A 24557-nucleotide genomic window follows, 5' to 3' on the forward strand; every position below is an offset into this window, starting at 1 on the left:
TTTACTTTAATTCACCTAACGAGTGTGGATTAAATGACAAATCAAACATTAGAAAATAAAAAGAATGGCATTCAGCCGCTTATTCTTACTTTTTTCACTAACTTTGCAAGGTATGGATACACAAATCAACAGCGAAGCGCAATGGAGCGAAAACATCATCATCGCAGATGCTGATTATGTTGACAGCGTGACTTTCGACCTCATCGTCAACTTCGAGCGGATGATTGGACGACGTATTCCCGCTGCTGACCTCGCCAGGTGGATAGACTGCGTGGCGCTTGACGGCGGTATCAGGGAGGGTGAACACCAGACTCAGGTGGTGTTGATTCATCGAAAAGACAGAAAAGGCATGGAGAATTTCATGCCATCTGATTATGAAAGCGACCTGAACGGGAAGGCTTTCAAAGACCACTTAGGTGAATTCATGCTCAGTTCGCTGCCCATCGAGGAGATTGTTGACGAGACCGACTTCCTGATGGAGATTGTGCAAGCAGCATGCGAGCAGCCTAATGTGAAGCGCGTGATGATTGTTCCAAACTTCGAAAGAGATGGCCTATACGATCGAATGCGCCATGTACTGCAACAGGTAGACGACGACAAGCGCATCACCGTGTTTGCCATGCAGCCCTTATCAGGAGGCAATTTCAGACAAGAGATATTGGGCTACTCGCTGATGAACGCCTTGGGTATCAAGAGTGAAGAAATAAAATAACGTATAACAACCAACAGAAAGTGCCGCTAAAAGCGTACCCTGCGAGGCACTCTCCCCTACATGCTGGGGGTGACGGGGAATCTTTATCATGTCAAAAGTTTTAATGATTGGCGCCGGAGGCGTGGCAACAGTTGCCGCATTTAAGATTGCACAAAACCCAGAGGTTTTCACTGACTTCATGATTGCAAGCCGGCGAAAGGAAAAATGTGATGAGATTGTGAAAGCAATTGGTAAGCCAAGCATCAAAACAGCTCAGGTAGATGCTGACGATGTGGAGCAACTAAAAGCTTTGATGAACGACTACAAGCCAGAATTGGTGATTAACTTGGCTTTGCCTTATCAAGACCTCACCATCATGGAGGCTTGTCTGGCCTGTGGATGCAACTACTTAGACACAGCCAACTATGAACCCAAAGACGAGGCGCACTTTGAATATTCATGGCAATGGGCATACAAAGAAAAGTTTGAGCAGGCTGGGCTTACGGCCATCCTTGGTTGTGGTTTCGACCCAGGCGTGAGCGGTATCTTCACCGCCTACGCAGCCAAGCATTATTTCGACGAGATACATTATTTGGATATCGTGGATTGCAATGCGGGTAATCACCACAAGGCTTTTGCCACGAACTTCAATCCAGAAATCAACATTCGTGAGATTACGCAGAAGGGTCTTTATTACAAAGACGGCAAATGGATAGAAACCGAACCGTTGGAGATTCATAAACCCATTACTTACCCAAACATTGGGCCGCGTGAGAGCTATCTGATGCACCACGAAGAGCTGGAAAGTTTGGTGAAAAACTATCCTACCATCAAGCAGGCTCGCTTTTGGATGACTTTCGGAGAGCAATACCTTAACTATCTGGATGTCATTCAAAACTTGGGAATGTCGCGCATTGACGAGATTGAATACGAAGCTGAATTGGCAGATGGTTCGGGCAAAAAGGTGAAGGTGAACATTGTTCCTCTACAATTCTTGAAAGCAGTTTTGCCCAATCCACAAGATCTTGGCGAGAACTATGACGGTGAGACCAGCATTGGATGCCGCATTCGTGGCATAAAAGATGGCAAAGAACTTTCCTACTATGTGTACAACAACTGCAAGCATCAGGATGCCTACAAGGAAACAGGCATGCAGGGCGTGAGCTACACCACGGGCGTTCCAGCCATGATTGGCGCCATGATGTTCCTGAAAGGTCTTTGGAAGAAGCCCGGCGTTTGGAACGTAGAAGACTTCGATCCAGATCCATTCATGGAACAACTCAACAAGCAAGGCTTGCCTTGGCACGAAGTATTTGGAGAGGAATGAAAAGGAGCCTCTCCCCCTGCCCCTCCCCGAAAGGGAGGGGAGTGATTAGACTTTCTGCTGAAAGCATCATTGCTTACCAATAAAGATAAACAATAAATGACAGTTCATTTAATCAACAGTGAGAGATAACATTACTAAACAATAATGATAAAAAAAGAAGCTATCTACGCCTGCCCCTGCCTGAAAGGGAGGGGAGTGATTAGACTTTCTGCTGAAAGCATCATTGCTTACCAATAGAGGTAAAGAGTAAATGACAGTTCATTTAATCAACAGTGAGAAATAACATTACTAAACAATAATAATAAAAAAAGAAGCTATCTACGCCCATCCCCGCCCGAAAGGGAGGGGAGTGATTAGACTTTTTGCTGAAAGCATCATTGCTTACCAATAAAGATAAACAATAAGTGACAGTTCATTTAATCAACAGTGAGAAATAACATTACTAAACAATAATAACAAAAAAAGAAGCTATCTACGCTCATCCCCTTTGGGGAGGGGTCGGGGGTGAGGCTTCCATTTAATTATGGCAAAAGAACAAACAAACAATCCTACATCTGGCGAGGGAAAATTGAAAGCCCTACAAGCTGCGATGGCTAAAATAGAAAAAGACTTTGGTAAAGGCGCCATCATGCGTATGGGCGACGAACAGATTGCCGATGTGGAAGTAATTCCCACAGGCAGCATTGCCTTAGACGTGGCATTGGGCGTAGGTGGATATCCACGAGGAAGAATCATAGAGATATTCGGACCAGAGTCGTCAGGTAAAACAACATTGGCCATCCATGCCATTGCCGAAGCACAAAAAGCTGGTGGCATTGCTGCTTTCATCGATGCCGAACACGCTTTCGACCGTTTTTATGCGGCGAAGTTAGGCGTGGATGTCGACAATCTGTGGATTTCACAACCCGACAACGGGGAACAGGCGTTGGAAATAGCCGACCAACTCATCCGCTCGTCGGCCATAGACATTTTGGTTGTCGACTCTGTGGCTGCGCTTACACCCAAGAAAGAAATAGAAGGTGACATGGGCGACAGCAACGTTGGTCTGCAAGCCCGATTGATGAGTCAGGCTTTGCGAAAGCTAACTTCTACCATCAGCAAAACCAATACCACCTGCATCTTCATCAACCAGCTGCGCGAAAAGATAGGCGTGCTGTTCGGAAGTCCTGAAACAACGACAGGTGGTAATGCGCTGAAGTTTTACGCTTCGGTGCGTCTTGATATCCGCAAGAAATCGAGTGTGAAGGATGGCGACGAGGTTCTTGGAAATCAGGTGCGCGTGAAAGTGGTTAAAAACAAGGTGGCTCCTCCCTTCCGCAAGGCTGAATTTGAAATAACCTTTGGCGAAGGTATCTCAAAAATTGGCGAGATTGTTGACCTTGGTGTTGAGTATGACATCATCAAGAAAAGCGGTTCGTGGTATTCGTATCAAGACTCTAAGTTGGCACAAGGACGCGACGCGACCAAAAACTTGCTCAAAGACAATCCTGAACTTTGCGAAGAGTTGGAAGCAAAGATCAAACAGGCCATCGCTGATAAGATGGAATAAAAAAAACATAATAAAAAAAAGATGATATATTCATCCTTAAATAATAAACATTTTCTATCTTTGTAACAACATATTCTTAACCCATAAGTCAAGGCTGGTGGTATCAGTCAAAATTGGTTCTCACTAAGCATCAATGACTAAGGAATAGGATACATTATTCATTTAATCATCGTAATTATGAGGAAATTATTTTTAACAGCAGTCATTGCATTGCTCAGTATTGGCGCTTATGCGCAAAAGGGTCAAGCCTATTTAGGTGGGCAACTGGCTTATCCAACAGACATCGAATCATTGGGTATTGGTGTAAAGGGTGGCTATGGAATCACTGACGCTATCCGCGCACAGGCAACATTCGACTACTTCCTAAAAAAGGACAACGTTTCTTGTTGGGATCTCAATCTGGATGTACATTATCTCTTCCCACTTGGAAACAATATCAAGGTATACCCTCTGGCTGGACTTACCTATCTCCACGCTTCTGCTGATGGCGTCATTCAATCATTCGACGAACATACAGGTAAAGTCGTGGAAGGAAGCAAATATTCATACAGTGACGGCAATCTTGGTCTTAACCTTGGTGGTGGTTTCCAATATGACCTCACAGACAAGCTTGTCCTGAATGCAGAGGTTAAATTCCAGATTATTAAAAACACCAACCAAGGCGTCATCTCTGCTGGTCTTGCCTACAAATTCTGATAAGACTGAGCAGCTTGACCTTGTCAAAATACGAACAGCCTTAGCAGGCTAAGGTATTTCATATCATTCAACCATATCATCCCGTCATGAGGCGGAATGATATGGTTTTTCTTATTTATCATTCTCTTGACATACAACTGAACTTCCATCCATCAAACCTACCTACTGTTAATCTGATGAAATTGTACGCATCCTGGCAAATATTTTGCGAATGTCCATTTCTTGTTGTATACCAATGAGCATGGGAAGCTGCCCTGTCAGCTGCTTTTCTATTTCACTGAAATGTCCGGCAATGCCCTCATCCACCAGCCCGGTATCATACAGGTTCTTCAGTTCTGGCAACAACTCTCGTGCTTGTAAGTCCATCACGTCACAAGTCATCAGTCCGGCCATCGCAGGACTGAAGGTGGTATTTTCGGCCAAATGCTCTGTGGCAAACACAAGAAGCTCTCTGAACAAGCCTACTATTTCGTCCCGCCTATCAGGCTGCAGAACACCTATGCTTGCCAAAGCTGTTATTGCCTGACACTTGGCGTAGGTATACAGTCCCGCTTCCTTGCAATAATTCAGCAGTTTGTCGGTTCGATGTTGCCCAAGTTTATTCAGCGTCGGAACCAAGATATCGGGACCAAAATCACCGAAATGATACTCGTAGAAATCGGGCGACTGCCTCATCATCTCCAATACCAAATCTAAACTACTGTCACTGTTCCCTACTTCTCCCAGTAACAGAATGCACGAGCTGACAATGCCAATAAACTCTTCATCATCGCCATCTGTCAAATCTTCATCGCAGGTTAACCCCAGGTTGAACGCTAAAATTTGCTCTAAGTCTTGCCGCGATTCCTCCTTGGGCAGTGCCAGAATACGGTCTGTCAGCTCGTCTTCCAGTCCAAAGGCATTCTCCTTTTTACCCAGTTCCTGCAACAGCCACTCGTGTTTGATGGTACAGGTCGATGGATAAGGCGGGTGCTTGTAGGTATAAGGCATGTCCACGAGCGCATCTGTCCCGCCGCGTGGCATGTCCCAGTCATCGTCCTCCATGTCGTCAAACTCATCTTCGTAGTCCTCATCGAAGTCATCCAAGTCGTCATTAATCATGAAGTCAAAATCGTCGCCCAGCGTCTTCCGCAGCGTGGGGAGGTACTTGCTTGCCTCCAGCTCACTGTCCACAACAAGAAAGTGCTGGCCGTCTTTGCCGAACTCATATTCTATCAGTGGCACGTCGTCGGTGTCTTCCTCCAATATATACTTCGTCAGAGCAAAGCTCTTGTCAGGCTTTATGCCGCCTTCCTCTGCAAAGTCAATGGCACCATATATCCAATTGTGAGCCTCCTCGTAGCTGCATTCCTCAACACCCTCCCGTTCCAGCGGCTCCATGAAGAAGGAAAATTCGTACGGAGTCATCCGCAGGCGGTAGAACGAGTCTTTCACACCCAGGCAAAAGGTATCCACAAAATAACACCCCACACTGACATTACCTCCAGTATGTCTACGGGTAACCACGACATGCCCCAATCCTAATTCATGAATGGATGGGGTAATATAACACTTCCCTATTTCAACCGACCGCATACGCTGTTTCAGATAGTCGGTGTCTGACAAGAACTGTTGTCCGCCTTGCGTTTTATGTTTCTTCTTTGCCATCAGTTTATTTCTATTATTCATTTCCAAAGATACAGCGTTTTTTCGAACGACAAAAGCATTACTATCAATATTTCACGCCACCGCCTACAACAAACATCTTCCTTCACCAAAGGTGGTTGAACGGACATCACCCCCACATCCCCATCCCATCAATGTAATGCGTCTGACAAAAATTGTTCGGTTTTTTCTGAATTTTCACCCTCAAAAATGGCTCATAAAAACGTTCAATCTAGAAAAAAACGATAGGCACACAGGAGGCAAGCATGACCATTTTTTCTTTTGAAAAACCACTTTTTGCCGCAATAGCTATGGGATAATGCTCACAAAAGCCTCCTCTTGCGGTTCAACCAACAAGCAATTACCTGCCAAAAGCATGCATCTTACTTGCTTAAAGCTATGCTTTTGGCCAATCAACACTTGTATACGGAGGCATAATAACAGAAAAGAAACCGTAACACACTGGCTCATAATAAAATAGAAAAATCGCTCATGTTTGGCGTATTTGCAATCCAAAGTAGAGTTGGTTGTAAATACGCGAAGGAGAGAGAGCATCGCTGTCAATAAATTTCACAGTCAACTATCCGCATGACCACGAGTTAGCCAATGGCTCATCCACCCAGTATTTTGTTTTTTCCAGATAAGTATTTATCTTTGCAGGCAGCATGATGATAGACATGATACAAACAATCATGCTGGATAGCTGGCCATCGAAAAAGGATGACCCTCACCCCATACAAACTCAACGAACAAAAACATGATGCACCCAAGCGACAACTTACAAACACCGGAAGCCATTTTTAAGCATGACCTGCACACCTACCTTCGTGGGCTGGACAAGGTTGACGAACACTTGCCAGACGCTCCTGACATCGAAGGCAAATGGTACGACATAGCCAACGCCTACATGCCCGACGCCGTACGAGAGTTTAATCAATATCCTACCGTTGTTTTCGGTTGGATGATGTATGTGGGCATGGCCGTGGCTAAATACTGGGACGAGGATTGGGAACTATATAATAAGGTGGAAAACCTGTACACCTACCTGCGCGACCGCATTGATTTTGACCACATGGACGACTATATACGCGAGAAAGTTCTGCTTCTGAACCCCGAACAAGCCCAGCAATTGCAAGACACGGTTGGCGAATGTGCCGCCCGAACCAACAACCTGTTGCACCATCTATCCATCGCGCCAGGATCGGAAGATGCCTACCGGGCCGTGATTGCGGCACTGCACCAGCTGTATTTGATGGGTGTCGCCATGCAACTGAAGTCCATGGGCTATCACATGACAAAAATAGGATGACAGCGTAGGCGCATCCCCCTACCCCAGCACTTTCCTAACATGACAGCAATGATGTCAAAGTGACAGGTTGGCATATTTCATGTCAGCCCGAGCCAATATGTTGTGTTTTGGCATGACATTTGTTTTTATATGAGCGTATCGAAATCAGCAGTATTACTTGTGAACTATCAACTAGTAAACTCGTAAACTCATTAACTCGTAAACTAAAAAACAACATATTATGGGAAAAATTATTGGAATCGACTTAGGAACAACAAACTCATGTGTTTCTGTATTTGAAGGCAATGAACCAGTGGTTATTGCCAATAGTGAAGGAAAACGTACAACACCTTCGGTCGTTGGTTTTGTAAAAGACGGCGAGCGCAAGGTGGGTGACCCTGCCAAACGACAGGCTATCACCAATCCGACAAACACGGTGTACTCTATCAAGCGTTTCATGGGTGAAACGTATGCACAGAGCCAGAAAGAAGCCGAGCGTGTACCTTTCAAGGTGGTTGACGAAAATGGCTATCCAAGAATAGACATTGACGGACGCAAATATACCCCACAGGAGATTTCAGCGATGACACTTCAGAAAATGAAGAAAACCGCTGAAGACTACTTAGGACAAGAGGTGACCGATGCGGTGATTACCGTTCCGGCTTACTTCTCCGACTCACAGCGCCAAGCCACAAAAGAGGCAGGCGAGATTGCCGGACTGAAAGTGCAGCGTATCGTGAACGAGCCTACCGCCGCAGCTTTGGCATACGGTGTGGACAAGGCTCACAAGGATTTGAAGATTGCCGTATTCGACCTCGGTGGCGGTACCTTCGATATCTCCATCTTGGAATTTGGTGGCGGCGTGTTTGAAGTGCTTTCTACCAACGGTGACACCCACTTGGGCGGTGACGACTTCGACCAGGTGATTATTGATTGGCTGGCAAAGGATTTCAAGGCCGACCAAGGCATCGACCTCACCAAAGACCCAATGGCCATGCAACGTCTGAAAGAGGCTGCCGAGAAGGCGAAGATTGAACTCTCGAGCACCACATCTACCGAAATCAACCTGCCGTATATCTCTGCTGAAGGCGGCGTACCCAAGCACTTGGTGAAGACCTTGACACGCGCACAGTTTGAGCAATTGGCACACGACTTGATTCAGGCGTGTCTGGTTCCGTGTCAGAATGCCATCAAAGATGCGAAGATTTCAACGTCAGACATTGACGAGGTGATTCTCGTAGGTGGTTCGAGCCGCATCCCTGCCGTGCAGACTTTGGTGAAGAACTACTTTGGCAAGGAGCCTTCAAAGGGTGTGAACCCCGATGAAGTAGTTGCCGTAGGTGCTGCCATACAGGGAGCCATCTTGAACAAAGAGAGTGGCGTGGGCGACATCGTATTGCTCGACGTAACTCCACTGACACTGGGTATTGAGACCATGGGTGGCGTGATGACCAAATTGATTGACGCCAACACGACCATTCCTACCAAGAAGAGTGAGACGTTCTCTACCGCAGTGGATAATCAAACGGCTGTGACCATTCATGTGTTACAAGGCGAACGACCCATGGCTGCACAGAACAAGAGCATCGGACAGTTCAACCTCGAAGGCATCGCTCCGGCACGTCGTGGCGTTCCACAGATTGAAGTTACCTTCGACATCGACGCCAACGGTATCTTGAATGTATCGGCTAAAGACAAAGCTACGGGCAAGGAACAGAAGATTCGCATCGAGGCTTCGTCAGGTTTGAGCCAGGAGGAAATCGACCGCATGAAGGCCGAGGCAGAACAAAACGCAGCCGCCGACAAGGCTGAACGCGAGAAGGTTGACAAAATGAATCAGGCTGACTCCATGATCTTCACCACTGAAAACTTCTTGAAAGACAACGGTGATAAGATTCCAGCCGACCAGAAGCCTAACATTGAAAGCGCTTTGCAACAGTTGAAGGACGCGCACAAGAATGCGGACGTCGCCGCCATCGACGCAGCCATCAACAACCTCAACACCGTAATGCAGGCAGCCAGCGCACAGATGTACAGCCAGGCAGGCGGCGCACAACCCGGTGCAGACGCAGGCTTCAACGCTGGTGCACAGCAAGCAGGTGACGGTCAGCAACCCCAAGGCGGTTCATCTGATGACACCGTACAGGACGCAGACTTTGAGGAAGTGAAGTAAAAGTGCTAATAAACGCTAATTAAAAATAGGTAAATCCCAGTAACATAATAAGTTGCTGGGATTTTTGTTTCTTAATAATGATTAAATCTTATCGTTTTTAATCGTTTTTGCGCTTATATTTGTCCATATTTGTGCCGCGACTTAATGGGAGATAAAGTGCGACTTAATTTAAAAGATAAATTGATAATCAAATAGATACAAATAGTATGGCGAGTGCAAAATTCCACATAGAGCGGAAATGGGATAATCTTAATACTATTATAAACTCAAAATAATGAATAAGACTTTATGGAATTACTATAAGCAATCGGCTGATGGGAAAAAGGCGATAGACTTGTTCAATCCCGAACAAGACGATGCTTATCAGGCAGCTGAACGTATTGCAGAGTTTCTGAAACATTGGGACAAAGATATTGATCCACAACAATTTGGTGATGGAGTGTTTATATCAATAGTTCGTTAAAATTTGAGTATATGGCTACGCAGCCTTAGGCTGCCAGCCAATGAGTTCTTTGACAATCTTACTAATTAAAGTTCGGTTCGGTCGGCATCGGGACATGTCGAAAATTAATTTCGTATAGTTCGCATTGAACATCAACGACTTAACTTTTGCCATGGAATTGTCCATGCCATTGTCTTTTATGAAGACCTTGGCGGCATTCAGTGAGGCGAACGATGCGTTGAACGCAAAGTCCAGCTGGCTCTTGTGTCTTGCCTGACAATCCATAAGTCCCGTAAATTGCTTGCTGTCGCGATAGCAGAACTCTATCTGGAAACGAGTGCGGTATGTCTTCAATACTTCCTCACCCGTCATTGAGAGTTTTGTCGAGAAGAACAACTTGCACTTTCCACCGGGCATTCGCCAGATGACAAGTCGCACCCTCTTCTTCAGAGCCTTGGCATAAGCCTCGAGGGTGTACGCCTTTCCGTCCAGTCCATCAATGTGCAGTTCTTCCATGCATGAGAGGTTGAGGTTTGCCAAGTCAATCTTGTCTCCCTTGACTCTTGGTCGTCCACGCCTCTTTTCCCTCTTGGGAATGTAATGCAGGCAAGCGTTGTCACGGAAGCGGCTGACCAGATAGAAGCCAAGCTCCGATATGCCCTTCTCGAACGTGGATGTGGAGAAGAATGCGTCAGCCACTACTATATCAGTGATACTCAGCAGTTTCTTTGAATACCGCTTCATAACACTGATGTAATATTCAACGAGTGTCTTGTTCCTCATCTTCAGCGCGGAGTTCCCTATTGTCTGATGGGCACGCAGCATCATGCACTTGTTGTTGGCAACATCCAGCAAGCCGACGCCCATGATTTCAAGTCCGTGCTTCACCGCCCCTGCACATCCCGACCAGAACCGTCCGATATGAGGAGTCTTCTTCCCAGCCTTGCTGATATAGCATGGGTCTATGGCAATGGCAAGTAAGCCATCCATGTCCAACACACGCCTTGCAAGAGACAGGTTCAACAGAAGCCAATCGATGCAGTCTTTCTTCTTGCGGTTGAAATTCTGACGATAGGTCTGCTCGCCATGCTTGCCGTAGCGAGCCATCTGTGTGAAGTTTATCTTTCTGGGTAGAATCATATATAAAGTTAGTATCTCGATGAGCAGAGTCTGGAAAGTTTTTGCTAACTTTGCACCAGATTCTTTTATTGATGTACGGATTGCATCCTTGAGGATCTCCTCATATTGGCTAAGTGGCTCTGAAATCATCATACTTTTAAAGTCTTGTATCAACTATAAAGGTACTGAAAATCAGACACTTAGCCAAATTTATTTAGTTATGTTTTGTTAATCAACTCGCTCATTTTCAAACAATTATGTGATTATTAACAGAGTATTGTTATATATGATGTAAATATAGCAGAACGCCATCTCTTAAACGAGGAGTCTTTCAGTCGTAAGAGTTTTGAGACTTTTATTGAAACTTATGATCTGAAGGAGTTCGACCTCCAGGGAGAAAATGTAATTTGGTCAGAAAACAGTTATTTGATTCATGCGGATAAATTCAGGCAGAAAGCAGCAACGGTGAATATACTGTCCTTGTATTTGTATTATTGCGACTCTTATTTTAAACCTATCCTCCTTCCACGACGCTTTGATATTATCCAAAGGAGTTGTGATGCGCTTGGAATAGAAGTGCCACCAATCCCTCATACAAAGAATTACAAAGAGTTCTTGATGTATTACTATGATCTCTGTGGCGTGCTGAATGAATTCCAACAAGAAAATGAATTGACTGATGCAGAGTTCTGCGCTTGTCTATATGATTATGGGGCAAGAGTTCTATTAGATGACAACAGTCATGTTGATGACGAATTACCACAGCCCACCAACGTATGGTTAACAGGTGCTTCAGGTAAAAATGACTTCGATTATCTTGACTCATTAGGCAAACAACAAGATACAGAAGCCTCTATCTGGGCTTGTAACGAAAGAACTCGTAAGGGGGATTTGGTCATCGTATATTGCACTTCACCCCGAAGTTACCTTCATTCTATATGGAGAGCTGCGTCAACTGGTATTTTCAATCCCTTTGATTACTATCATTGCCGTACTACTGTTCGTGATGGTGTTAGACTTCCCGAAATTAGTTTTTCGGATTTAAAAGATGATCCTTATTTTTCACAATTATCTATTGTACGGCGAAATTTGCAGGGGGTAAATGGTATTGAATTATCTGCCAAAGATTATTCCGAATTATTGAAGTTAGCAGAAAGAAAGGGTGGAAATGCGACTGATTACCCTCCACTGTTTATTGGTGAGGCTGTTGATTTCGGAGAAATCAAACTTGAAAGGGATGTAGAAGAAAATATACTCATTCCTATACTGAAACGAATAGGTTACAAAGATTCTGACTGGACGAGACAACTTCAATTAAAATCTGGAAGAAAAGAAAAAGCAATACCTGATTTCGTATTTTTTCCACAAGGTGCCACCCACTTTGAAAGTGCACCTTTAGTGATTGAAGCTAAACTGGATATGTCCTCCATGGTTGAGGAGCAGAAAGCCTTTCGCCAAGCATTGTCATATGCACGCTTGCTACGTTCCAAGCTAATGGGAATTTGCGACAAGGAACGGCTTGTGATTTATGCTCTTGATTCTTCTGGTAGTTGTAACATTGAAAGACCATTGTTTGATAACCATTGGCAAGCCATCTATTCGGATGAAATTATCGGATCCAAGCTGAATCAGCTAATTGGGGCTGAAGTGATAAAAGGATATTTATAGAAGAAATAAATGCATTTAAGTTATGTCAAAAGCAAAGCTAAGAGAGAAGTTGGATACATTACCAAAGGAGAATGTCATTAATCTGATGATGAGCCTTTACGATGCAAGCAAGGAAGCAAAGACCTACTTAGAGTTTTATGTTACGCCCGACAGTTATGGCGAGGTAGAGAAATACAAGAAGATAATACAAAATGAGTTTTTCCCTGTGCGTGGCTTTTCTGAAAAGCCATCGTTCGCTACATGCCGCAAGGCTATCTCTGAATTTAAAAAGCTGAAACCTGCACCAGAATGCTTAGCCGACTTGATGCTCTTTTACATAGAGCAAGGCTGCGAATATACGATGACTTTTGGTGATATGTGGGAACAGTATTATGTTACTTTGGAAAACAACTTTGAGAAAGCGATGGAGTTCATTTCCTTTCACGGACTACTGCCCAACTACAACGAACGGATAGAACGCATGCTCAATGCCACGGACTGTGGATGGGGATTTTCGGATACGTTGTGGGGTATATATAGCCAATACCAATCTTCGTAATCCTAATAAAATAGCTGAGAATCTAAAGAGAATAGAACTGGCACAGAATAACCTGAAACACAAGAAGGGCAAATAAAATTGTAGATATAAGACTTTTGAAGGAGGAGAGAACATCTCCTCTTTTTTATTCTTTATACAAGAATATTTACTATATTTGTAAACAATCAGATGATATTTATGGAAAGTCCAACTAATAGAATTAAAGAGGTGCTTATCGAGAAAGGGATTAAGCAGACATGGCTTGCCGAGAAACTCGGCAAGAGTTTTACGATAGTGAACTCATATGTTTGTAATCGTCGACAGCCAAGCCTAGAATTGCTATTTCAGATAGCAGAGATTTTGCAGGTTAATCCAAAGGATTTAATAGTGTTTGTAGATAAGGAATTGAGTAAAGAGCAACTTAAATGAAAGATCTGAATTTACAGCCCAATAAATCATCTTGGGCTTCAAAACGTTTGGATGAAAAATCTGTTCGGCTACTACGGAAAATCTTAGAAGATAAAAGGGTTGACACTTCTAACATTGAAGAAGGTGGAACAGAAGCAAATACAGATGGGTATATTAGTATTTTGGATGTCGATGATACAATTGTCGCAAAAGTTACAGTGCAGATAAAGCATTATAATAACAACGCTATCAGTGAGAAGGGCGTCTGTTATGACATCCCGACATCGCTTCTTGCGTATGCCCATAGAATGAAAGGAGAAGTTGTTTTGTTTATCACTTGTGATACTAACAAAGATATCGTTTATTGGAAGTATATTGACAGAGCTTTTGTTGAGAGTCAAATTGCTAACTCGGAAAATATTCAACAGACTTACAGGTATTATTTTAAAGACAACGAAAATCTTACAGAAAATAATGTTGACTCGGTCATTGATTTATGGGAAACATTATACCATGAGCAAATGTTATCATTAAAAGATGAGAAGTTAAAACTATTAGATTTTTTAGATGTAAACCTGAAATCTTTTGAAGGAATAACGACTACATTTTATGGATTAAAAGAATCTCATATAGCTAGAAAAGAAACAGATCAATTATTTGATTGGATACAAGGCGATTTGACACCTAAAGATTGTCATGTAAAACTTCTGGTTGGAAATGCAGGAGTCGGAAAAACTGTTATTATTAAGGATTTACTGGATAAACTTACCACATCAGGAGTTAAATGTCTGACGATTAAGGCAGATTATTACAACATTACAGAAAATGAGACATCTGATTTTTCTTTGGAGAAGTTACACGCTTCACTGGATTTATTAGTATCTGAGCATAAGAGAGTTGTTTTTATTATAGACCAAATAGATGCATTATCCCAATATTTATCTAACGATAGAGATAAGCTAAATATACTCTTGAATGTAATTGCTGTATGGAAAAAGGAGTATAGCAAAGACATAAGAATAATAGTGTCTTGTAGGAAATATGATTTAGAATATGACCCATCATTAAGTCAATTAAAAGAGCATAGCACTGCTATTGAGGTGAATAGATTGGATGATAAGGATGTTGAGTATGTTATTAACAAATTAGATTCTGGTCTTTATTGTAAATTAACATCCCAAACAATTACGATACTAAAAACTGCCCAATATCTAGATGTCTTTTGTAGGTTATATGGCTCTGGCAATGTTAGAGAATACAATTATCAAAACTACATGGAGCTATATGATGGCTTGTGGTTGTCATTGATAAATTATGCAAGCGAACATACGTCTTGTAGTAATTTGGAAGATGTCATGTTTGAAATTGCAAAGTCTGTTCAAGAAGCGGAAACTTTAACTCCAACATGGTTAATAACGGCTGGAAACAATAATGCGACAAGGTATTTAGCAAGCGAGTGCATCGTAAAGTATGACAATAAAAGAATCTCGTTCTTTCATCAAAGTTTTTACGATTATGTACTTGCAAGGTATTATGCATCAAATAAGAAGTCTTTTATTACTGAATTGAAAAAACGATTTCAAGGATTAGAGATACGTTCCTCAATTAAAATTTTCTTAGATTTTGAGAGGGAACATTCTGACTCTTTGTATATAAAAGATATTAATACAATAATATTTTCTGATGATATTCGTTTGCATCTGAAGCAACTGGCTCTTTCTATACTCTCACATAGTGATGCTATATATAAGTTCGAGATTAATATCATTAAGAAATTGCCCAAACTCAATCACCAATTATTTATTTATTTCCTTTCGACAACATCGAATCCTTTATGGTTCCCGACGATAAAGGACTTGATACAACCTTTTGTGGCTGGCCTTACCACCGAAAACGATTATTTTGATCCACTGCGAATTTTGTTTTCCAATTATGCCTTGAAATTTCCCGACGACATTTATGACATGGTAGATACTATAAAGGACATTTCTACTAAAGAGGAAATTATGATGTGGATATTGCGTAATCATAATGATTATTCGAATGAGAAAGTAAGAGAAAGTTACATTAACTTAAAGGCAAAGCCCAATATTTATTTGGTAAGTTGTGTCATGGATGCAATTGATTCCAATTTGAATTTTGCTTTGAAAGAAACAAAAGAACTTCTTATTAATTATTTTCTAAATAACAAGAAAAGTGAATCGCATAACGATTATGATCTGTTTGAACAGATATGTGATAGACTCTATAAGGAGTGCCCAAAAGAGTTTTTAATGCTAACATACGACTGCTTTTTACAGATAGTTTCCAGGACAAGAAAGCAAAGCTATCAGTGGTATTCGATAAATGAGATTTTTAGTAACTATATGTCTGACTATGCAGAAAAGTTTTTTGAATGGTTAGGAAATCTCCTTATACAATATATTGGGGAACAAGATTTTGGCACCTCTATGGTGGAAAAATTATTGTCCCTTGAAGATGAATCTGCATTTATTTTATCTTTCAAGGTAATTGCAGCAAAACCAACTCTATTTGACGCATATATCAAGAATTTAATATCGCATAATGAAGAATTAGATAAGTTTATTGAATTCGGTAACGTTAGGTATTATTTTTTAGAAGCCATATCTAAATGGTATCTTTCTATTTCGCATGAAGAACAAGTAAAGTATCAGGTGTATATTTTGAAATACAGATCAAAAGGGGACTATATACATAACAATGATAGAAGTTACAATAAACTTGTACTGCCTTTTCTTGGCTGGCATAAGTGGCAGTTACTATGTTGTACCATTTTGGAATCAACTTTGTCAAAAGACGCCAAACGGTGCAAACAAGAACTTTGTCGGCGTTTCAATGGTATATATGTAAATGAGAAACCTAACCACCATGTAACAGCTGCATCCATTTGTGGAGGTATAACAACGCAAGAAGTTTATAATCATTTCTCTCCCGAGAATTGGCTATCCTCTTTTGGTAAATTAGATGAACGAAGGGCTTTTCGCAAAGGCAATTTTCCACCAATTAGTCTAAGAGCACATGCAGAAGCATTTACTAAATGTGTAGAGAATTCTCCAGAAAAGTATAAGAAATTTATCATCTCTTTACATGATAATCCAAATATCAAATCCATGTACAAAGAAGCAGGATTATTAGGATTATTTTTAGGTGGGGCTGAGAAAAAAGAGTTAGCCCCGTTCTTCCAAAGATATATGAATATAGACTATATAAAAAATAATGCATATACTTTTGAACAACTTGCCACGAACTATACAAAGGAAGAAAATTGTGTGATAGATGATTTGATACCGATACTTATACAAGCAATAAAACAACCATTACTTTTAAAAGATGAGCAAGAAAATTTGCACTGTAGAAGCTTAGCAGATATTGTACAACACAAATTGGGTGTTGCTATCAATAGTTTTCAAGGTCATGCATTGAATATCCTTATATCTATTTGTGCGTTATCCACCCGTCGTGCCCAGATCTATCATCTTTTAAACCTATTATATAAGGACTTAGCAATAGAATTGCGCTTAGAGGTTTTATACTACATATACTACAAGGAATACTATGATGAAGTGCTAACTGATAAATTATTCTCTGTATATTTATCTGGTAGTGGAGCCTATGGGCTAATGGTAAGAGCAGATGTAATACAGTCTCATTATTATTTTAAGACAGATTCCATGCGTGCATACATTTCTGATCTTATGAAAGATAATAGATGCCATGTTATTTTGGCTCAGATATTCTTTTATGGATTATATCATAAAGACATAAGGAATGTATGCAGGCAAAATCTAAATAAAATTTTATTGTTGAATAATGAGAAAGTAATAGCGATGATGGTAAGACTTTCCTTAAAAAATATTTCTGAACCTTGTTATAGGGAAACAGCAAATGATATTGTGCTATGTCACATTGCGGATAATAGAGAAGAGATTGTAAAATCATATGAATATCATATAGATAGCCTATCTGTAGAAGATTTCAATCTATTTAAAGAGATTACAAAGAATTGGAACAATAAAACGCATCGGGAACGTTTTTCTCAGATTAAATACCTAGAAAAATGTGCTAATATGCTACCATTAGATTGCTACATGTATATAAAAGCACATGACTTCTTACATGCTAATGATTTTTATCTTAGAGAAAAAATTGTGAAACTTTTATTAGGTATATATAAGCAAATGAAAGAAGAGGAAAATTTGAACGCAATGAACAAAATAATGGACTTGTTTGATGAATACGTTATTTTACATTCTTTTATCGTAAATGATGCAATAGAAAAGTTAGGTGTATAATTAACTTACTATCTTTAGTTTGATGAATGGTACATCCGTGGTAAAAATATTAAATGATATAAGAATTTGACATGACCGACTTTGAAGAATATATCCGACAGAGCGAACCGCATAAACGAGAGAAAGGTTATGCGTGGCAGACTGCTATTGGTTTGCAGGCTGTTGATGGGCTGAAGACTTCAGACTATCTGCGTCAAACAGCTCGTCAACATATTGAGGGCGATATTACGATAGAAGAGGTAAAGCAACTTGTCAATAGCTATTATGAGTCGAAGACTGCCCGTAAAGGTATAGAAGATAGGACCGAGGAAGCTGATAAGGTTTCGGCTCGTATTACCGAATTGCTATCCGAGCAGAGTTTTACATTCTCGCCATTAGAATATATTGCCATTCATCGCCGATTATTTGAAGGTATCTATGAACACGCTGGTAAGATAAGAGATTACAACATTACCAAAAAGGAATGGGTTCTGGATGGAGAAACAGTGCTGTATGCTGGTGCGGATAGTATTCGTGAGACGTTGGATTACGACTTTGCCCGTGAAAAGGAATACGATTATAGACACCATGACACAGTGAAAGCCGTGAATCATATTACTCAATTTATTTCAGATCTTTGGCAAATTCACCCTTTCGGTGAGGGTAATACTCGTACAGCGGCAGTCTTCACTATCAAGTATCTGCGCACATTTGGTTTTGACATCAGCAACGAAACCTTTGCTCACTATTCGTGGTACTTCCGCAATGCACTGGTTCGTGCCAACTATAACAATATGCCTAAAGGCGTCTTTGCTACAATGCAATACCTTGAAGCATTCTTTCGCAATTTGATATTAGGTGAGCAGAATGAATTGAAGAATAGATACCTGCACGTGTCGGCAGAAAGTCAAAGTGCAACAGGTAATGACCCAAAGTGCAATATTTGCACTTTGAATTGCACTTTAGAAGAATTAGCATTACTCAACTTTATTAAAGAGAAACCGAATGCAACGCAAAAAGAAATAGCTGTGCATATCGGAAAATCAGAACGAACGGTAAAGACGATGACCGTAAAATTATCTGTACAAGGCATTCTTGAACGCAAGAACGGTCGGCGCAATGGCTATTGGGTTATAAAAAATAGTAAAACGAACAACTAAATTTCCATCTATGGAAACGCATAAAGAACAATATAAAAAATCTATTCGTTTTTTCAACAACCGTGAAGTAAGAGCGGTGTGGGACGATGAACACAATAAGTGGTGGTTCTCTGTGCTGGACATCATTGCTGCAATTAACGAGCAAGATGATTATCAAAAGACAAGGAACTATTGGAAATATCTCAAAACTAAGTTTAAGAAAGAGAATAACGAACTGGTTAGAGCTACTAACCAGTTGAAGTTGCAAGCCCCAGATGGGAAACAACGATTGACAGATATGTTGGATGGAGAAGGGGTTGTTCTACTGGCAAAAGCAATACCCAATGTCAAGGCAATGGGATTTCTTGATTGGTTTACCTACAGCGACAACACCATTGACGGACAGAGTAAGAAGAAAGCATATCAACTCTTTGAAAGTGGCATCTTGCAAACGGCGGAACCTGGCAGTATCAAGTGTCTGCAACAGATACACGCTTATCTCTTTGGAGGACTGTATGACTTTGCAGGACAAATCCGTACCAAGAATATTTCAAAAGGTAGTTTTACCTTTGCCAACTGTATGCACTTACCAGCAACGTTGCAAACCATTGAACGAATGCCCGAAACAACCTTTGATGAGATTATGGATAAGTATGTAGAGAGGAAAATTCGTGCAAACGAGTACCATGTGAACGAGTTCACTAATGGTAGAGTGCAGCCGAATTTATGCAACGTAGCCCATCCTTTTATGGAGGGTAATGGTCGCAGCACTCGCATTTGGCTTGACCTCATGCTAAAACGTTCCCTCAAACGGTGTGTGGATTGGAGCCAAATAGACAAAAATGACCATCTGTCTGCCATGCGTGAGAGTGTCGCAGATAGTACACATATCAAGGCTTTTGTGAAACCTGCACTCACCTCAAAGATTGACGACAGAGAAATGTTTATGAAAGGTATTGATTATTCATATTATTATGAACAAGATGAGTGAGCCTTCAAACGAGGACAATAGCATTAAACCGCGTTAGGGCGACAAAGGAAATAGATAAAAATTAAATCAAAAATCAATAAGCTTAAAATATGCCTTTTACAGAAGCAAAAAATGAATTTGATAGTAAATATCAATTTATAAAAGAATATACTTGTTTTCTACCAAAGCATTTGATAATGAAAAGAGAAACCAAAGTTCAAAAGAAAAATGGTGAACATAATCCACAATCTAATTATAATACTGAAAATTTTACTTTGGACAACTTCTTAGTATTAGATAATGCCTATAATGAAGATGCTGGCATCCATGAATTGGATAAGACAGCAAAGATGCTAAAGAGCATTTTTAAATACAGCAATTGAAAATATTGCAAACAACAACGAAGTAACTATAAACTTCTCTAAATAAGATATTGTGATGGGTATAAAGAAGACAAAGATATGTGCCATTGATTTAGAAGATGACATTTTATCATTTTTGAAAAAAGATTTTGAAGTATTTGAAGGAACGATGGGAGCTAAAATAGAGATACTTCAAAGAGTTAGAAACTGTTATGATTCTGTTAGCCTATTGCTAAATTATGATTTTCCAACAAATATTCAAGAATACGATATTTTGATACAAGATATGGGGTACGAGAAAGTTATTCCGTATTCAGAGGAAGAACATGTAAAAAAAATATTTTACTGGTACTGATAGTTTTTACTTATATAGTTCATATCCTGAAACATTGTTTAACCCGATTCCTTATAGTTCTAAGCTTCTAAGCATTGAACTACAAAAGCACAGAGAACGCCCTCTAATAAAAATTATCTTTCAAGGAGAGCTTTATAGCGTGACCTACAAAAAGTATAATGCAGGGAAGAATTATACAACAGACGGTGGCTGCTTTACAAATTATGAGCATATTCAAAATTATTGTAGTGAAACTTTACTTTCCGGTAGAGATGTGATACCATGCAAAAACACATTTACTCAAGCAATATTTGGAAATACTACGGTTGGATACTCTTATCAACAAATTTATCGCCATCCCATAGCATGGGAGAATAGTATTCGAAAAAAAGATGAACACTTTATACCTCTGCTAACAACTAGAGCTGGAGATATTATTTCATATTTTTATATGGATAAGTATGATATTACAATTATGCTTCCGCAAAGTGAGAATAAATTAGAGCTACTCAAAAATGTCTTTAATGAATTACTCTATATCAATTTTTCTGAATATTTTCCATTCATAGAAGCTGCTGCATGGAAAAATACCCCAATGTATTTTCTTCCAAATCAACAAGAGCTTTTAGACAAAGAAAAGCAATTAATGAAGAAATACCAAGAAGATCTATCGAAAATAGAATCGCAGAGGGAAGCAAATAGCAAGCAATATAGCTTCTTACATTCCCTTCTAACAGATACAGCGGATAATCTTGTAAAAGCAGTAATTGATTTTTTGCAATGGCTAGGCTTTTCTAATATCGTAGATGTAGATACAACCAAAAAGGAGGGAGACATATTCGAAGAAGATATACAAGTTGATTTAGGAGACGCAGGACTACTTATTATAGAAGTTAAAGGGATAAATGGAACATCTACCGATGCACAATGCTCACAAATTCACAAAATTAAATTTAGAAGATGCGAAGAAAGGGGTACGTTTGATGTATATGCACTTTACATTGTTAATAACGAACGTAATATAGAACCATTAAAAAGGACGCATCCTCCATTCAAAGACGTACAAATTAAAGATGCTCAAAAAGATAAGCGCGGATTAGCTTACACCTGGCAATTATTTAATCTTTTTTTTGATATAGAAAATGGTTTTATTTCCAAAACGGAAGCAAGAGAAAGCCTGATTAATGCGTGTGGACTTGTTGACTTCTCACCAACTAATTTGTGCGAACTGGGAATACCTTATAATTATTATAAGAAGAATACCGTTATCTGTATAGAAATAAAAGAACTAATCATAAAGCCCAGGGATTATTTTGCTTATAGGCAAAACGATAGATGGCATAAAACAAGAATAGTAAGTATAGAAGAAAACGGACAAGTTATAGATGAGACATCAAATGGTAGGTATGGCTTCGAAGTAGAAAAAGCTATTCCCAATAATGTATGCCTATATTTAATCCAAAAGCCCAAATAAAAAATGACACAGAATAAAACTCCCCAATTAGTCGATGGTGAAGACGTAGGTTTCTCCATCTTTGATTGTTGCATCATCGGCGATGGCGATATTGCCATCTTTCTCCTGAACTTTGAAGTAGGGATTGTCGGTAACGAGATAATGGTCGGAACCAGCTTTACCGAATTCCACACCCCAGTTGGGCTGACCGAAGAACTTGAAGTTGATATCTTTGGCATTCAGTTGCTGTCCGATGGTCAACGTCACTTGGTATACTTTGTCAGTGATGGGAGCCATGGCCACATCAACATCTACTCCAGTCCACCAGCCGTGGTTGATGGCTTTCCATGTAGGCTTGTTCACACCTTCGCTTCCGATGATCCATATACAACCTGTGCCGTCGGGTTGCAGTGAGGCTGGGTTGCCATTCTCTGCCAGCGGATGTATGCGGAAGTACTTCTTCTCGAAGTCTGCCGTGAGCGAGTAGCTTCCCGTGAGGGCTTTGAATGTGAATGTGCCGTCGTTGTTCCGGCTCAGGAAATCTGGGTCGTAATACCATTCGTCTGATTTCATTTCCGGTGATCCCTCAAACTCATATAGTTTTCCTCGCGACATATTCAGCACTTGTGTTTCGCCGCTTGCGGCAAACTGAACTAATGTGACTTGGGCTTCGTAGGTTGGTCCGTACTCGAAATAGCGCATATCGAAGCTTATTTCTACATCTCCAGCATTCTCAGATGTGAAAGTGATGTCGCCATCGTTTCCTAGAGACACTTCCTTGCCATTCCATCCAAACAACAATGGCTCGTGTGTATTCCCAACTGCAGGAGCCTTGAAATGGCCCTTGGTAACCGTAGAGGGAGTATTGATGAAAGTGGTGAACAAGTAGGGATTCTCGGCTGACGGTGTCATGGCATAAGTTTTCCCATCTGCACAAACGAAATCGATGGATTTGAATTTCGGACGTTGGATGTCCACCTCAAGACTTTTTTCTGTTATTGCCAGAGATACATCCTGTAGTGTATAGCGAAGCTCGGCCGTACCATTGGGAATGGAACGGTAAAAAGGCACTTTAATACGTCCGCTGTATGTTCCCTCCGTCTTGGTTCTGACGGTTTGCGTGGCTACGACTTCCCCTCCATAACACAGTTCTACTTTAAGGGTGGAGAGGGGAACTCCCGTGCTGTTAGAGCAGTTTACATGATAATCTATACTGTCGCCCATCGTGGCGGAAAGCCGTTCGGTAGAAACCGTGATGACAGGATTCCCTGTCGTGGTTTCGTCATCATTACAGGCCACAAGTAGCGGCACTGCAATGATGAGAGCAAGGATATGTTTGATATATCTTTTCATTTTCAATCTTTTTTAGATGTTACAGAAGGATTCCATATACACGATACAACACCTTCGGCAGGAACTGTTACCTGGAAGTTGTATGCACCGTTGCTAACGGTTATCATCTGGTCGTGGCCACCGCTGTTGGCCAATACGATGCCGTAGGTGGAGTCGGGATTGCGGAATGTGGCATAGTCTACATCCTTAATGTGTGCGCTACGGCTTGAATCTTCTATCCGAACAGCTCCGGGGCGCACCACGCTGGATATATGGCTGATGATGTAGTAGTGAGAATTGCGATGTAGTGTCTTGTAGTCCGATGCAATATCCACAGCGCCGTAGCAAGTCTGGCAGCCTCCGTCGAGGTTGGGCCCCATCTTCTCATCGAGCATCAGATTCCATACCAACACAGCCTTGCAGTGTCTGTTCACTGTTCCCAAGATGACGTTTTTCATATCGGGCAACAGTCTGGCGGAAAGATTACGCCCGTTGTTCCATGTACCGATGGAACTCTCAGAGAAGATGAGTTCCTTGTCGGGAGCCTTGGCATAGATATCATCCAACTCGGTATTGCTTCCACCATAGTCGTGATAGGCTGCACCAACTACATATTCAGACCCTTCGAACTCGTTGCCAAGCGCGTTGTATATCTTGACGGGATAGTCTTCCTGATCGGCCTTGTTGTCGTAGTTGTAGTTGTGGTCGAAAAGGTAGATCTTAGTCTTCAGCGCATTCTTTTTGAAAGCTTTGGCCAATTCTTTGACAAACTCTGCCTGTTCCTGCCAGGGCATATAGGTCGAGGCGCAGTTGGCTCTGTTGAGCGGCTCATTCTGTGGACTCACTGCATAGATGTTGATGCCTTCAGCTTTCATGGTCTGTACAAACTTCACGAAGTAGTTGGCATAGTCGGTGTAATGATCAGGATTTACATGTCCGTCGGTCCATGAGTCGAATGGAGTCTTTGTCTTCAGATCTTTTACTTTCATCCATTTCGGACAGGTCCATGGTGCTGCTACAATCTTGAGTTTGGGATTGATGGCAAGAATCTCCTTGAGAATGGGAATTACATAGTCGGTCTCGTCTTTATACAGGCGGAAATGCTCTAATCCTTTCTCATCGCACAAGGTATATTCGGTACTCGAAAAGTCAA

19 protein-coding genes and 1 pseudogene are annotated in these 24557 nt (G+C 41.2%); 16 read left to right on the forward strand and 4 right to left on the reverse strand.

All coding sequences use genetic code 11. The features are described 5' to 3' along the window. Nucleotides 1-112: 112 nt before the first annotated feature. The 4 genes from NQ518_RS08330 (at nt 113) to NQ518_RS08345 (ending at nt 4263) form a co-directional block, all read left to right on the forward strand. The gene (locus NQ518_RS08330) at nt 113-712 is read left to right on the forward strand and encodes a DUF6621 family protein (RefSeq protein ID WP_227208083.1); all 600 of its coding nucleotides are present in this window, start codon (nt 113-115) and stop codon (nt 710-712) included. 88 nt (nt 713-800) lie between these two features. Then, nucleotides 801-2018 carry a saccharopine dehydrogenase family protein gene (locus NQ518_RS08335; protein ID WP_227208084.1) on the forward strand — a complete coding sequence of 406 codons (1218 nt, stop codon included), beginning with the start codon at nt 801-803 and terminating at the stop codon, nt 2016-2018. Nucleotides 2019-2541: 523 nt separating this feature from the next. Next, the gene (recA, locus tag NQ518_RS08340) at nt 2542-3567 is read left to right on the forward strand and encodes a recombinase RecA (protein WP_227208086.1); all 1026 of its coding nucleotides are present in this window, start codon (nt 2542-2544) and stop codon (nt 3565-3567) included. 177 nt (nt 3568-3744) lie between these two features. Beyond that, nucleotides 3745-4263 (forward strand): outer membrane beta-barrel protein, encoded by a 519-nt coding sequence (locus NQ518_RS08345; RefSeq protein ID WP_227208089.1) that lies wholly within the window; start codon nt 3745-3747, stop codon nt 4261-4263. A 168-nt stretch (nt 4264-4431) separates the two neighbouring features. Here the strand turns inward: NQ518_RS08345 and NQ518_RS08350 are convergent, their stop codons facing one another. Next, a complete protein-coding gene (locus NQ518_RS08350; protein WP_227962267.1) occupies nt 4432-5910 on the reverse strand; it encodes a hypothetical protein in 1479 nt (492 codons plus the stop codon). Between the two features lie 757 nt (nt 5911-6667). On the opposite strand from NQ518_RS08350, the gene NQ518_RS08355 reads away from it, so the two are divergent. From NQ518_RS08355 to NQ518_RS08365, 3 genes are all read left to right on the forward strand, one after another. After that, nucleotides 6668-7216: a hypothetical protein gene (locus NQ518_RS08355; protein WP_227962401.1), complete on the forward strand. Its 549-nt coding sequence runs from the start codon at nt 6668-6670 to the stop codon at nt 7214-7216. A 220-nt stretch (nt 7217-7436) separates the two neighbouring features. Then, entirely contained in the window at nt 7437-9368 is a 1932-nt protein-coding gene (gene dnaK / locus NQ518_RS08360) for a molecular chaperone DnaK (protein WP_227962265.1), read from the forward strand. Between the two features lie 274 nt (nt 9369-9642). Beyond that, the gene (locus tag NQ518_RS08365) at nt 9643-9831 is read left to right on the forward strand and encodes a hypothetical protein (protein WP_227208095.1); all 189 of its coding nucleotides are present in this window, start codon (nt 9643-9645) and stop codon (nt 9829-9831) included. A 15-nt stretch (nt 9832-9846) separates the two neighbouring features. Here the strand turns inward: NQ518_RS08365 and NQ518_RS08370 are convergent, their stop codons facing one another. Beyond that, nucleotides 9847-11082 carry a transposase gene (locus NQ518_RS08370; protein WP_459554050.1) on the reverse strand — a complete coding sequence of 412 codons (1236 nt, stop codon included), beginning with the start codon at nt 11080-11082 and terminating at the stop codon, nt 9847-9849. A 273-nt stretch (nt 11083-11355) separates the two neighbouring features. Between NQ518_RS08370 and NQ518_RS08375 the strand changes: the two genes are divergently transcribed. The 9 genes from NQ518_RS08375 (at nt 11356) to NQ518_RS08415 (ending at nt 22093) form a co-directional block, all read left to right on the forward strand. Then, nucleotides 11356-12597 (forward strand): type I restriction enzyme HsdR N-terminal domain-containing protein, encoded by a 1242-nt coding sequence (locus tag NQ518_RS08375; RefSeq protein WP_227208365.1) that lies wholly within the window; start codon nt 11356-11358, stop codon nt 12595-12597. 22 nt (nt 12598-12619) lie between these two features. After that, entirely contained in the window at nt 12620-13135 is a 516-nt protein-coding gene (locus NQ518_RS08380) for a DUF6155 family protein (RefSeq protein ID WP_227208367.1), read from the forward strand. Nucleotides 13136-13312: 177 nt separating this feature from the next. Continuing rightward, nucleotides 13313-13543 carry a helix-turn-helix domain-containing protein gene (locus tag NQ518_RS08385; RefSeq protein WP_018910543.1) on the forward strand — a complete coding sequence of 77 codons (231 nt, stop codon included), beginning with the start codon at nt 13313-13315 and terminating at the stop codon, nt 13541-13543. Then, nucleotides 13540-17835, forward strand: coding sequence for an AAA family ATPase (locus tag NQ518_RS08390; RefSeq protein ID WP_227208368.1), 4296 nt, complete (start codon nt 13540-13542; stop codon nt 17833-17835). Before NQ518_RS08385 ends, NQ518_RS08390 begins: the two co-directional genes overlap by 4 nt. A gap of 71 nt (nt 17836-17906) precedes the next feature. Next, nucleotides 17907-18974 carry a Fic family protein gene (locus NQ518_RS08395; protein WP_227208370.1) on the forward strand — a complete coding sequence of 356 codons (1068 nt, stop codon included), beginning with the start codon at nt 17907-17909 and terminating at the stop codon, nt 18972-18974. A gap of 10 nt (nt 18975-18984) precedes the next feature. Then, on the forward strand, nt 18985-19944 hold the full coding sequence (locus NQ518_RS08400; RefSeq protein WP_227208372.1) for a Fic family protein: 960 nt from the start codon (nt 18985-18987) through the stop codon (nt 19942-19944). Between the two features lie 89 nt (nt 19945-20033). Next, the gene (locus NQ518_RS08405) at nt 20034-20306 is read left to right on the forward strand and encodes a hypothetical protein (RefSeq protein ID WP_227208374.1); all 273 of its coding nucleotides are present in this window, start codon (nt 20034-20036) and stop codon (nt 20304-20306) included. Nucleotides 20307-20361: 55 nt separating this feature from the next. Beyond that, nucleotides 20362-20640, forward strand: a complete 279-nt coding sequence (locus NQ518_RS08410) for a hypothetical protein (protein WP_227208376.1) — start codon at nt 20362-20364, stop codon at nt 20638-20640. Nucleotides 20641-20674: 34 nt separating this feature from the next. Further along, the gene (locus NQ518_RS08415; protein ID WP_227208379.1) at nt 20675-22093 is read left to right on the forward strand and encodes a hypothetical protein; all 1419 of its coding nucleotides are present in this window, start codon (nt 20675-20677) and stop codon (nt 22091-22093) included. Between the two features lie 27 nt (nt 22094-22120). Here NQ518_RS08415 and NQ518_RS08420 read toward each other — a convergent pair whose 3' ends face one another. Together NQ518_RS08420 and NQ518_RS08425 are read right to left on the reverse strand one after the other, a co-directional pair. Continuing rightward, entirely contained in the window at nt 22121-23425 is a 1305-nt protein-coding gene (locus tag NQ518_RS08420) for a DUF5121 domain-containing protein (protein WP_227962263.1), read from the reverse strand. A 2-nt stretch (nt 23426-23427) separates the two neighbouring features. After that, nucleotides 23428-24555 (reverse strand): annotated as a pseudogene (locus NQ518_RS08425) (glycoside hydrolase family 30 protein); the annotation flags it as partial. Nucleotides 24556-24557 lie beyond the last annotated feature (2 nt).

Origin of the sequence: Hoylesella buccalis ATCC 35310, assembly GCF_025151385.1 — a bacterium.
Lineage (GTDB): Bacteria > Bacteroidota > Bacteroidia > Bacteroidales > Bacteroidaceae > Prevotella > Prevotella buccalis.

Coding starts and splice junctions, on each gene's coding strand:
- NQ518_RS08330 (WP_227208083.1), top strand. CDS start 113: ATGGATACACAAATCAACAGCGAAGCGCAATGGAGCGAAAACATCATC.
- NQ518_RS08335 (WP_227208084.1), top strand. CDS start 801: ATGTCAAAAGTTTTAATGATTGGCGCCGGAGGCGTGGCAACAGTTGCC.
- recA (WP_227208086.1), top strand. CDS start 2,542: ATGGCAAAAGAACAAACAAACAATCCTACATCTGGCGAGGGAAAATTG.
- NQ518_RS08345 (WP_227208089.1), top strand. CDS start 3,745: ATGAGGAAATTATTTTTAACAGCAGTCATTGCATTGCTCAGTATTGGC.
- NQ518_RS08350 (WP_227962267.1), bottom strand. CDS start 5,910: ATGGCAAAGAAGAAACATAAAACGCAAGGCGGACAACAGTTCTTGTCA.
- NQ518_RS08355 (WP_227962401.1), top strand. CDS start 6,668: ATGCACCCAAGCGACAACTTACAAACACCGGAAGCCATTTTTAAGCAT.
- dnaK (WP_227962265.1), top strand. CDS start 7,437: ATGGGAAAAATTATTGGAATCGACTTAGGAACAACAAACTCATGTGTT.
- NQ518_RS08365 (WP_227208095.1), top strand. CDS start 9,643: ATGAATAAGACTTTATGGAATTACTATAAGCAATCGGCTGATGGGAAA.
- NQ518_RS08370 (WP_459554050.1), bottom strand. CDS start 11,082: ATGATGATTTCAGAGCCACTTAGCCAATATGAGGAGATCCTCAAGGAT.
- NQ518_RS08380 (WP_227208367.1), top strand. CDS start 12,620: ATGTCAAAAGCAAAGCTAAGAGAGAAGTTGGATACATTACCAAAGGAG.
- NQ518_RS08385 (WP_018910543.1), top strand. CDS start 13,313: ATGGAAAGTCCAACTAATAGAATTAAAGAGGTGCTTATCGAGAAAGGG.
- NQ518_RS08390 (WP_227208368.1), top strand. CDS start 13,540: ATGAAAGATCTGAATTTACAGCCCAATAAATCATCTTGGGCTTCAAAA.
- NQ518_RS08395 (WP_227208370.1), top strand. CDS start 17,907: ATGACCGACTTTGAAGAATATATCCGACAGAGCGAACCGCATAAACGA.
- NQ518_RS08400 (WP_227208372.1), top strand. CDS start 18,985: ATGGAAACGCATAAAGAACAATATAAAAAATCTATTCGTTTTTTCAAC.
- NQ518_RS08405 (WP_227208374.1), top strand. CDS start 20,034: ATGCCTTTTACAGAAGCAAAAAATGAATTTGATAGTAAATATCAATTT.
- NQ518_RS08410 (WP_227208376.1), top strand. CDS start 20,362: ATGGGTATAAAGAAGACAAAGATATGTGCCATTGATTTAGAAGATGAC.
- NQ518_RS08420 (WP_227962263.1), bottom strand. CDS start 23,425: ATGAAAAGATATATCAAACATATCCTTGCTCTCATCATTGCAGTGCCG.